9 protein-coding genes are annotated in these 10,283 nt (G+C 64.4%); 4 read left to right on the top strand and 5 right to left on the bottom strand.

The features are described 5' to 3' along the window. Positions 1–43: 43 nt before the first annotated feature. Positions 44–595, bottom strand: coding sequence for an LPS assembly lipoprotein LptE (gene lptE / locus XF30_RS03840; RefSeq protein ID WP_036003091.1), 552 nt, complete (start codon positions 593–595; stop codon positions 44–46). Beyond that, positions 582–3,233: a leucine--tRNA ligase gene (leuS, locus tag XF30_RS03845; RefSeq protein WP_109141972.1), complete on the bottom strand. Its 2,652-nt coding sequence runs from the start codon at positions 3,231–3,233 to the stop codon at positions 582–584. The genes lptE and leuS overlap by 14 nt, the downstream gene beginning before the upstream one ends. Positions 3,234–3,422: 189 nt before the next feature. On the opposite strand from leuS, the gene XF30_RS03850 reads away from it, so the two are divergent. Beyond that, on the top strand, positions 3,423–4,469 hold the full coding sequence (locus XF30_RS03850) for a GGDEF domain-containing protein (protein ID WP_502696075.1): 1,047 nt from the start codon (positions 3,423–3,425) through the stop codon (positions 4,467–4,469). Between the two features lie 176 nt (positions 4,470–4,645). On the opposite strand, the gene XF30_RS03855 is transcribed toward XF30_RS03850, so the two are convergent. Continuing rightward, a complete protein-coding gene (locus XF30_RS03855; RefSeq protein WP_109141973.1) occupies positions 4,646–6,349 on the bottom strand; it encodes a sensor domain-containing diguanylate cyclase in 1,704 nt (567 codons plus the stop codon). 109 nt (positions 6,350–6,458) lie between these two features. Here XF30_RS03855 and XF30_RS03860 point away from each other — a divergent pair, with 109 nt between their 5' ends. Continuing rightward, positions 6,459–7,148: a YggS family pyridoxal phosphate-dependent enzyme gene (locus tag XF30_RS03860; RefSeq protein ID WP_036003069.1), complete on the top strand. Its 690-nt coding sequence runs from the start codon at positions 6,459–6,461 to the stop codon at positions 7,146–7,148. A 79-nt stretch (positions 7,149–7,227) separates the two neighbouring features. Here the strand turns inward: XF30_RS03860 and XF30_RS03865 are convergent, their stop codons facing one another. Then, positions 7,228–7,797, bottom strand: coding sequence for a L,D-transpeptidase family protein (locus tag XF30_RS03865; protein ID WP_036003068.1), 570 nt, complete (start codon positions 7,795–7,797; stop codon positions 7,228–7,230). A gap of 203 nt (positions 7,798–8,000) precedes the next feature. Between XF30_RS03865 and XF30_RS03870 the strand changes: the two genes are divergently transcribed. Then, the gene (locus XF30_RS03870; RefSeq protein ID WP_008142830.1) at positions 8,001–8,687 is read left to right on the top strand and encodes a response regulator transcription factor; all 687 of its coding nucleotides are present in this window, start codon (positions 8,001–8,003) and stop codon (positions 8,685–8,687) included. A gap of 58 nt (positions 8,688–8,745) precedes the next feature. Further along, positions 8,746–9,189, top strand: coding sequence for a Crp/Fnr family transcriptional regulator (locus tag XF30_RS03875; RefSeq protein ID WP_025033074.1), 444 nt, complete (start codon positions 8,746–8,748; stop codon positions 9,187–9,189). 142 nt (positions 9,190–9,331) lie between these two features. Here the strand turns inward: XF30_RS03875 and XF30_RS03880 are convergent, their stop codons facing one another. Next, positions 9,332–10,147 carry an exodeoxyribonuclease III gene (locus XF30_RS03880; protein WP_036003067.1) on the bottom strand — a complete coding sequence of 272 codons (816 nt, stop codon included), beginning with the start codon at positions 10,145–10,147 and terminating at the stop codon, positions 9,332–9,334. Between the last annotated feature and the right edge of the window lie 136 nt (positions 10,148–10,283).

A 10,283-nucleotide genomic window follows, 5' to 3' on the forward strand; every position in this document is an offset into this window, starting at 1 on the left:
GGAATGCCTCGTCAGAAGGCGAACCCGGAATGACGGAAGCGTATTACGTTCCCGCGGTGAAGAACGAGGCGAGCCGGGTGGTGATGTTCTCGGCGATCTCGTTGGCGGCGCGATCCTCGGCATCGCGCACGGCGCGGGTGCGCGAGAAACGCTGATAGGACCCCGGCATGTCATAGGACACGCGCGAGAAGGTCGAGCCGGTCATCACAGACTTGCCGGTCACGACTTCGACCAGATTGTACTGGGCGTCGATGCCGAGATTTTCGCTGGTCGGCAATCCCGTTGCGGAGCTGACGATCAGGGAGGAGCGGCTGGTGGTGAAACGGATGTCGAGCCGGTGGGTCGGGGGCATGCCCGTCGCCGTGCCGTAAAGCTTGAAGGCCAGCGCGTTGCGGATCTCGACGCCGACGCGGGCCTCGCGGGACGCATTGGGTTTGTTGATCGGGGGCAGCTCGACCCCCATCAGCTTCTCGCGCAGGCCCGGGGTGCCGTCGCTGCGCTCGGCATACATCGGCTGGAAGCAGCCGGCCGTCAGCGCCGCCAGTGCGGCAACTGCCAGCAAGCGGGCTGCGATACGGGTCCTAGCCGACAACATTCACGATCCTCTTGGGAACGATGATCACCTTGCGGACGGGCTTGCCGTCCAGGGCCAGCTTTACCGCATCGAGGGCCAAAACGGCAGCCTCGATTTCCGGATTTTGGGCCGCTGTTGCAACTGTGACCTCACCCCGCTTCTTGCCGTTGACCTGCACCACCAGGGTCACGCTGTCTTCAACCAGCAAATCGCGTTCGATTTGCGGCCAATCGGCCTCCGAAACCAGCCCCTTTCGGCCAAGACCATTCTCAAAAAGCACCTGCCAGCACTCCTCGGCGAGGTGCGGCATCATCGGCGAGAACAGCTGGACAAGGATTTGGCTGGCCTCCTGGATCGCCCAAGCCAAATCTGGAGCGAGATCCGGGGCGGGCTGGCCGGCGCGCTGGAGCACCTCCGAGAATGCATTGGTGAATTCGCGGATATGCGCGAGGCAAACGTTGAAGTGCAGCCGCTCGATTCCTGATGTGACCTTGTCCAACGCGCCGTGGGCGGCCTTGCGCAACGCCGTGGCGTCCGGGCCGAAGCTGGCCGGCCGGGCCGCCGGCGCAGCCTTGCCGAGGGTGGCGGCATCGTTCACCAGCCGCCACAGCCGCTGCACGAAGCGCGAGGCGCCCTGGACGCGCTCGTCGCTCCAGATCACGTCGCGGTCCGGGGGAGAGTCCGACAGCATGAACCAGCGGGCGACGTCGGCGCCATAGGTCTCGATGATGTCGTCGGGGTCGACCGTGTTCTTCTTCGACTTCGACATCTTCTCGATCGGGCCGATCGCGATGTCTTCGCCCGTCGTCAGCAGTGTCGCGCGGCGTCCGTTGCCGCCGACCTCGACCTTCACCTCGGCCGGCTGCACATAGCTGCCGTCGGCCTTCTGATAGGTTTCGTGCACCACCATGCCTTGCGTGAACATGCCGGCGAACGGCTCGTCCAGCGCGATGTGCCCGGTCGCTTTCATCGCGCGGGTGAAGAAGCGGCTGTAGAGCAGATGCAGGATCGCGTGCTCGACGCCGCCGATATATTGGTCGACCGGTAGCATCCGGTTGGCGACCGCGGGCGTGGTCGGCGAAGCCTCGTTCCAGGGATCGGTGAAGCGCGCAAAGTACCAGGACGAGTCCACGAACGTGTCCATGGTGTCGGTTTCGCGTTGAGCCTTGCCGCCGCATTGCGGGCAGGTGACGTGCTTCCAGCTCGGATGATGATCGAGCGCGTTGCCCGGCTTGTCGAAGGTCGCATCGTCAGGCAGCTTCACGGGCAGGTCGGCATCCGGCACCGGCACCACGTCGCATTTCGGACAGTGAATGACGGGAATCGGGCAGCCCCAATAGCGCTGGCGCGAAATGCCCCAGTCGCGCAGACGGAAATTCACCTGGCGCTCGCCGACCGGCGCGTTGCCGCGCAGCTCCGTCTCGAGCCGCTTCGCCACCTCTTCCTTCGCCTGCTCGATGGTCATGCCGTCGAGGAAGCGCGAATTGATCATGCGGCCGTCACCGTCATAGGCGGTGTCGGTGATGACGAAGCTCTTCGGATCCTGGCCTTCCGGGCACACGACGGGCGTGTTGCCGAGATTATACTTGTTGACGAAGTCGAGGTCGCGCTGATCGTGCGCCGGGCAGCCGAAGATGGCGCCGGTGCCGTATTCCATCAGCACGAAATTGGCGACATAGACCGGCAGCTTCCAGGTGGGATCGAACGGATGCACCGCGCGGATGCCGGTGTCAAAACCCTGCTTCTCCGCGGTGTCGATGATCTCCTGCGCGGTGCCGATCTTCTTGATCTCGGCAACGAACGCCGCAAGCTCAGGGTTCTTCGCTGCCGCGGCCTGTGCCAGCGGATGATCCGCCGAGATCGCCATGAACTTGGCGCCGAACAGCGTGTCCGGCCGCGTCGTGAAAATCTTCAGCTCGCTCTCGCCGGCCGGCGTCGTCGCCGCATCCAGCGCGAAGCGGATCAACAAGCCCTCGGAGCGGCCGATCCAGTTGCGCTGCATCAGGCGCACCTTGTCGGGCCAGCGGTCCAGCCCGTCGAGCGCCGACAGCAGCTCCTGCGAGTACTTCGTGATCTTGAAGACCCACTGGTTCATCTCGCGCTGCTCGACGACGGCGCCCGAACGCCATCCGCGGCCGTCGATCACCTGCTCGTTGGCGAGCACGGTCATGTCGACGGGGTCCCAGTTCACCTTGCGCTTCTCGCGCTCGGCAAGCCCTGCGCGCAGGAAATCCAGGAACATCTTCTGCTGGTGCTTGTAATAGGAGGGGTCGCAGGTCGCGATCTCCCTGGACCAGTCCAGCGACAGCCCGATCGAGCGGAGCTGCTTCTTCATCGCGGCGATGTTGTCGTAGGTCCAGGCCTTCGGGGCGACCTTGCGCTCGATCGCGGCGTTCTCGGCCGGCAGGCCGAAGGCGTCCCAGCCCATCGGATGCAGCACGTTGAACCCCTTGGCGCGCATGAAGCGGGCCAGCACGTCACCGAGCGTGTAATTCCGGACATGGCCGATATGGATGCGCCCGGACGGGTAGGGGAACATCTCGAGCACGTAATATTTCGGCCGCGGATCGTCGTTCTCGGAGACGAAGATCGCCTGCTCGTCCCAGAGGCGTTGCCAGCGCGGTTCGGCGTCGCGGGCGTTATAGCGTTCGGAGGTCATGGAATCGTTGGGTTTTCGTGGTTCGGCCGTCTCAAGACGGCGGACTAGGCCATAGAAGACCTTAAGGGGTCAATGGGTTGCCGCGTTCTGGAACTTTGACGAGCCATCCGCATAACTACGAGGTCCGCGTTGGGGTGTGATTAAGGCGTCGATGCCAAGTTGCAGCCCGACAAGGTCGCGTTACCGCACATGGATTCCAGCTTCGACGATCCCGATTACGACTATGCCACGTCCGTCGCCGGGCGGGCGATGCGGAGCATGGCCGAACAGCGGATTGCACCGACCCCGGCCAACTTTGCCGTCTGGTTCCAGTATTTGGCGGGCAGCCATGACGATCTGCGCAACGCGATCGATCTCCTGATCGACCACAATCGTCCCTTCGACGCCCAAACCAATCAGGATCTGTTCGAGACCTACGTCGCGCCGCAGGTGAGTGCCGTCGTGGTCGACACCTCCGAGCGGCTGCAGGCGCTGATGGGGACGGCGAAGGAGTTTCTGACGACGGCGATCGCCGACAATCATTCGCAAATGCAGGTCATCAGCCAGGTGGCTGACCAGGGCAAGGCCGGCGTCGATCCAAAGCTGCTGGTTGCCCAGCTCATGAACGAGCTGGCGCGGGCGGCCACGCGGGCGACGCGGCTGGAGGCAGGCTTTGCGGAAAAGACCCGCGAACTCGACGTGATCCGCGATTCGCTGTCGCGGTCCGAGCAGCGCGCCCGGACCGACACGCTGACCGGGCTGGCGAACCGGCGGGCCCTCGACGAATTCCTGCGCAAGGCGCAGACGACCGCGGAATGGGGCGAGCCGCTCAGCGTGCTGATGCTCGACATCGACCACTTCAAGTCGTTCAACGACAATTTCGGCCACGGTGTCGGCGACCAGGTGCTGCGCCTGATGGCCAAGGTCCTGCGCGAGAAGGTTCGCGCGCAAGATCTGCCGGCCCGCTATGGCGGCGAGGAGCTGATCGCGGTGCTGCCGGACGCCGATCTGGCCGCTTGCGCCGAGATCGCCGAACGGATCAGGCGCGCGATCGCAGATTGCACGATCACGCGTCGCTCGACCGGCGAGACTCTGCCCGGCATCAGCGTGTCGATCGGCGTGGCGCAATTCCGGGTCGGCGAGGCGATCACGGATCTGATCGAACGCTGCGACCGTGCGCTCTATCTCGCCAAGGGCGGCGGCCGCAATCGTGTGGTGACGGAGATCGAGCTCGATCGCGCCGGCGCTGCGGGCTAGCTCGGGCGAGACGATAGGCCGTCATGCCCGGGCTTGTCCCGGGCATCCACGTTCTTTGTGCTGTGGGCAAGGCGTGGATGGCCGGGACAAGCCCGGCCATGACGATGTGGAATCTATCGTGTCCGGCAGTGCACAGTTCAGACGCCGCAAGCGGGGCGAGGTGAAGAACCAGCGCTTTAGGCGCTCGCCACCATCATCATCTCGGCCGTGCCGGTCGCGATCGCCTGCACGCCGTGCTCGACGACATTGTTGCGGCCACGATGCTTGGCGGCGTAGAGCGCGGCGTCGGCGGCTTCGATCAGGTCGCCGGGACGCAAGGATTCGCTCGGCTTGGTCGCGGCGACGCCGATCGAGACCGTGACGATCATGTGGTTCGAAGTGATGTGAGGCAGGCAGAGCCTCAGCACGGACGAACGCACCTGCTCGCCGATCGCGACGGCGCGCGTTACGTCGGTGTTCGGCAGCAGCAGGCAGAACTCCTCGCCGCCGTAGCGGGCCGCGAAGCCCATCGTGTCGGCGGCGATGCCGGACAGTGATTCGCCGAGCCGCGTCAGGCAGGAATCGCCTTCGAGATGGCCGTAGGTGTCGTTGAACAGCTTGAAATGGTCGACGTCGATCATCAGAAGCGCCAGCTCGCTGCCATATTGCTGCGCGCGCATCCATTCGAAATCCAGCCGGCTCTGGAAGCCGCGGCGGTTGGCGAGACCGGACAGCATGTCGATCGAAGCCATCACCGTCAGGCGGTCGTTGCTTGCGATCAGCTCGCGCTCGCGCTGGCTCAGCTGCGCGGCCATCGCGTTGAACGCGCGGGCCAGCGGCACGAACTCGGCGGGCAGGCGATTGCGCGCGGCGCGCGCCGACAGGTCGCCCTCGCCGAGCCGCTTGGCCATGTCGGCGAGCATCTCGATCGGCTTGATCACGAGCTTTTCGGCGGCGATCAGCGCGCCGAGCAGGACGAACATGAGCACGAAGGCGAGCTGCAGATAGGCGGTGCGGATGTCGCGGCTGACCGCTGCGGACACCTTGTCTTCGTCGATGCTGGCGATCAGGCGGGCATTGGTGCCGGCGATGCGGATATAGCTGACCGCGCGGCGGGAGCCGTCGGCGGCGAGAAAGGACAGCGAACCCTCATCCTGATCAGAGCGCAGCGCCTTGTCGGCGATCGCGGACATCAGCGGCATGTTGTCGAGCGGACGGCCGACCGCGCTGTGCTGATCGGCCGGGGCCGCCAGCACGGTGCCCGCGCTGTCGACCAGCACCGCAGTGATGCCGGCGCGACCGCCCAGATTGTTCATGACCTTCGACATCCAGTCGAGATTGACGGTGGCGAGCACGACGGCATCAGCCACACCGCTGAAGGCGGAGACCGGATAGACCGCCATCACCGTTGGCGACGGTACCGGTCGCGACATGATGAAGTCGCTCAGCACGAAGCGGCCGGTTTCCTGGGCCTGCTGGAAGTACGGTCGGTCGCTGAGATCGAGGCCGACATACATGTTGTTGGTGGCGCATTGGATGCGGCCGTCCTGGCCGGCGATCAGAAGCGTGCGGATCCAGGGCAGGCTCGACGGCAGGCTCGCGCGCAGCACGTCGCAGCTCTTGCTGATGCCGCCGGCGGAGGCGCGGATGAAGGCCTCCGATTTCAGAATGGTCTCGACCGACGAGATTACCTGGCGCTGCGCATCGGCGCTGTGCCTCGCCACCGTGGTGAATTCAGCCGCGGCCTGCGCAACTTGCCGCGCGCGCGTGTCTTCGAGGGAACGGATGCGCTCGATCATCAAGGGCGTCACGAGAATCACCGCGAGCAACGCAAGCCGCGCCCGGATACCGAGAACCTGCTTGAGTTTCGCGCGCTTGCGGTTGAGACTGACGCTTGCCATTTTCGCTACCCACCCCGCGGGCTAAGGTAAAGCGAAGGGTTCAAAAACTGTTTCTTGAACTCGGTAAAATTGGACCTAACTCGGGCTAAGGTCACAACCAAGAGACGTCATGACGGAAGCCAACGTCGCGCCGGTCACCGGCCATTCACCAAACGCGCTCGCCGCGGTCGAAGCCGAAATTGCACGCGCCTGCAGGGACGCGCAGCGTGACCGCGCCTCGGTCACGCTGATCGCCGTGTCCAAGACGTTCGCGGCGGATGCAATTATCCCGGTTATCGCCGCAGGACAGCGCGTATTTGGCGAGAATCGGGTGCAGGAGGCCAAAGCCAAGTGGCCGGCGTTAACGTCTGCTTACCCCGATATCGCGCTGCATCTGATCGGGCCGCTGCAATCCAACAAGGCGAAAGAGGCGGTTGCGCTGTTCGACGCCATCCATTCGGTCGACCGTCCGAGCATTTGCCAAGCGTTAGCCAAGGAAATCGAATCCCAGAACAGGCACCCGCAGCTGTTCGTCCAGATCAACACCGGCGAGGAGCCGCAGAAGGCCGGGATTGCCCCGGGCGAGGCCGATGCCTTCATTGCAAGCTGCCGCGACACCTACGGGCTGACGATCTCCGGATTGATGTGCATCCCGCCGGTCGACGAGCCGCCCGCCGCGCACTTTGCGCTCACCGCCAAGATCGCCGCGCGCAATGGCTTGACGAATCTCTCGATGGGCATGAGCGCCGATTTCGCGACCGCCATCATGCTCGGCGCCACCCATGTGCGCGTCGGCAGCGCGATCTTCGGTCATCGTTAGTTGCCGTTGGCGAGGGAGGATGCCGCCCGAACGCTGTCAATATCGTCGCAAGGGCTCCTCGCAATGACGGCGGTGTGCCTCACCCGATGATGATCTTTGTGCGCGGGCCCAGGCGCCGCAGCAATTGCAGCATGGCGGATTTCGTCATGGAGACGCAGCCGGCGGTCGGGCCGAAATTGTCGCGGGCAAGGTGCAGGAACACCGCGCTGCCGCGGCCGGCGATGCGGGGCCGGGTGTTGTGGTCGATCTCGATGATGAAGTCGTAGAGATGGTCGGCGCGCCGGAGCCGGTCGCCGCCCTGCCCCTCGCCGAGCCGGATGCTCTGGTTGTAACGGCGGTCCCGCGGATCCTCGCACCAGGCGTCCACGCCGGTGATCATCCGGGCCGGCAGGAACGTCCGGGGACGGCTGTGCCGGTCGCCCCGCCACCACAATTGCCTGGGCCGGAAGCTGCCTCTGGGGGTGCCGCCATCGCCCTCGCGCTTGTTGGCGAGAATGCCGCCTCGCCCCAGCGCAACCGGAATGGTCAGCGCTCCCGCCGTCAGCCAGCCTCGGCGCGGATTGCCGGCAGCAGGCTTAACGCGGATCGCCGAGAGCGGCCCGGGGCCTCGATTCCTGATGTAACCGACTGAAGCTGCTTTGTTTTTCATGTGAACGTGCAATGTCGAATTCATTACAGGACATTCATCCAAACGTCCTGCTATTCTGAGTTAGAGTGCTTCTGGCTTGTGAATCGGTAACAGCCCACTACTTCAACACGAACAACAATAATCACGGCGACCTTAAACTTCCCCTCGCGGCTGGGTGCGGCATGGATGTGCCGCCGAGCCGGACCCCAAAAGGATGACCCCCCATGGCCAATGCCCGCAAGATCCTGATCGTGGATGACGATACCGATCTGCGCGACACGTTGGTGGAGCAATTATCGCTACACGAAGAATTCGAAGCCTCTGCGGTCGATACCGGCGCCAAGGGCGCCAGTGCCGCGAAGGCCAATTCCCCCGATCTGGTTCTGATGGATGTCGGCCTGCCCGACACCGACGGCCGCGAGGTTGTCCGCTCGCTGCGGAAGGGCGGCTTCAAGGCCCCGATCATCATGCTGACCGGGCACGACACCGATTCCGACACGATCCTGGGCCTGGAATCCGGCGCCAACGACTATGTGGCAAAGCCCTTCCGTTTCGCGGTGCTGCTGGCGCGCATCCGCGCCCAGCTCCGTCAGCATGAAGCCAGCGAGGACGCGGTGTTCTCGGTCGGACCCTACTCCTTCCGTCCCGGCTCGAAGATGCTGACCGCGGCCAATGCCCGCAAGGTCCGCCTCACCGAGAAGGAAACCGCAATTCTCCGCTTCCTCTACCGGGCCGGCCAGATGCCGGTGTCGCGCGAGACCCTGCTCCAGGAGGTTTGGGGCTATAATTCCGGCGTCACCACGCACACGCTGGAAACCCACATCTACCGCCTCCGCCAGAAGATCGAGAAGGACGCCGCCAACCCGGAGATCCTGGTGACGGAAGCCGGTGGCTACAAGCTGGTGCCGTGATACGCTTCGATGGCGTGCGAATCGTTTTAGATCGCACGCCTTCGAGCCTCGGACCTGAATGTCAATCGACGATGATGTAGCGCTTCTCGAGCGTGTCCCGACACTGCGCCTGTTGGGAGACGCCTCGTTGCGCATGCTGGCGATCGGCTCGGAGCAGCGTGATTTCGTCCGCGGTGACGTGCTGTTCAATCTCGGCGACGACGCCGACGCCGGCTTCGTGGTCCAGCGCGGCGCCTTCCGGGTCGAGGACGGCGCCGGCGCCGAAATGATCGCCGGTCCCGGCGCGTTGATCGGCGAGCTCGCGCTGGTGGTGCCGATGAAGCGGCCGTCGAGCGCGGTCGCGCTGGAGCATTCCTCCGTCATCCGCGTCGCCCGCAGCCTGTTCCAGCGCGTGCTCGAAAGCGATCCCGCTGCGGCGGTGCGCCTGCGCGACGAGTTCGCGGTGCGCTCCAGCCAGATTGCCAGTGATATCCTGATGGCGGGTGCAAAGCTGACGAGCTGAGCCCTCGTCATTCCGGGGCGCGACGAAGTCGCGAACTATGGTGCGCAATTGCGCACCTGAGAATCCATTGAGCGGCAGAGTCAGTTGATGAATGGATTCCGGGCTCGCGCCAAGTGGCGCGCCCCGGAATGACGAGGGCGGCTCACACCTCCAGCGTCACCGTCACAGGCACGTGGTCCGATGGCCGCTCCCAGCTGCGCGCATCGCGCAGAATCCTGAAATCGCTGACTGCATCCTTCAGCGCGCGCGAGACCCAGATGTGGTCGAGCCTGCGGCCGCGATCGCCGATGGTCCAGTCGGCGGAGCGGTAGCTCCACCACGTATAGACCTTCTCCGACATCGGGATGCGCTCGCGCGCGACGTCGACCCATTCGCCGGCCGCGAGCGCCGCCTTCAGCTTCTCCGTTTCGACAGGCGTGTGCGAGACCACTTTCAGCAGCTGCTTGTGCGACCACACGTCGTTCTCGTGCGGGGCGACGTTGAGATCGCCGACCAGGATGTGGCGGTCCTCACCGCGCGGATGCAGCGGCTCGCACGCTTTCATCTCGTCGAGGAAGCGGAGCTTGTGGTCGAATTTCTCGTTCAGCGCGGGATCGGGAATGTCGCCGCCCGCGGGCACGTAGAAATTATGCAGCACCAGTGGTTTTGCGATGCCCGCCTTTTCACCGAACGACACCGAGATGTGGCGCGAATCCACCTTGTCGCAGAAGGTGCGGATGTCCTTCGATTCGAACGGGATCTTCGAGATGATGGCGACGCCGTGATAGCCCTTCTGACCGTTCAGCGCGACGTGCTCGTAGCCGAGCCGCTTGAAGCGCTTCAGCGGAAAAGCATCGTCGATGCACTTGGTCTCCTGCAGGCACAGCACTTCTGGCCGCGCGCTCTTGAGAAATTTCGCGACCAGGTCGATGCGTAGCCGCACCGAGTTGATGTTCCAGGTTGTCAGGGAAAGACGCATAGGAAATGCGTCTTAGCATGGATTGGCGTGGGGAAAATGCTTGTCCACAGCGAGCTCTCGTAGGGTGGGCAAAGCGAAGCGTGCCCACCGTGATGGCCGTGAGGAGAGGTGGTGGGCACGGCGCAGAGCGCCTTTG

This window comes from Bradyrhizobium sp. SUTN9-2 (assembly GCF_003122645.1).
GTDB classification, from domain to species: Bacteria; Pseudomonadota; Alphaproteobacteria; order Rhizobiales; family Xanthobacteraceae; genus Bradyrhizobium; species Bradyrhizobium yuanmingense.

Excerpts from the sequence above, each read along its gene's own strand:
- lptE (WP_036003091.1), bottom strand. The coding sequence starts at position 595 with ATGTTGTCGGCTAGGACCCGTATCGCAGCCCGCTTGCTGGCAGTTGCC.
- leuS (WP_109141972.1), bottom strand. The coding sequence starts at position 3,233 with ATGACCTCCGAACGCTATAACGCCCGCGACGCCGAACCGCGCTGGCAA.
- XF30_RS03850 (WP_502696075.1), top strand. The coding sequence starts at position 3,423 with ATGGATTCCAGCTTCGACGATCCCGATTACGACTATGCCACGTCCGTC.
- XF30_RS03855 (WP_109141973.1), bottom strand. The coding sequence starts at position 6,349 with ATGGCAAGCGTCAGTCTCAACCGCAAGCGCGCGAAACTCAAGCAGGTT.
- XF30_RS03860 (WP_036003069.1), top strand. The coding sequence starts at position 6,459 with ATGACGGAAGCCAACGTCGCGCCGGTCACCGGCCATTCACCAAACGCG.
- XF30_RS03865 (WP_036003068.1), bottom strand. The coding sequence starts at position 7,797 with ATGAAAAACAAAGCAGCTTCAGTCGGTTACATCAGGAATCGAGGCCCC.
- XF30_RS03870 (WP_008142830.1), top strand. The coding sequence starts at position 8,001 with ATGGCCAATGCCCGCAAGATCCTGATCGTGGATGACGATACCGATCTG.
- XF30_RS03875 (WP_025033074.1), top strand. The coding sequence starts at position 8,746 with ATGTCAATCGACGATGATGTAGCGCTTCTCGAGCGTGTCCCGACACTG.
- XF30_RS03880 (WP_036003067.1), bottom strand. The coding sequence starts at position 10,147 with ATGCGTCTTTCCCTGACAACCTGGAACATCAACTCGGTGCGGCTACGC.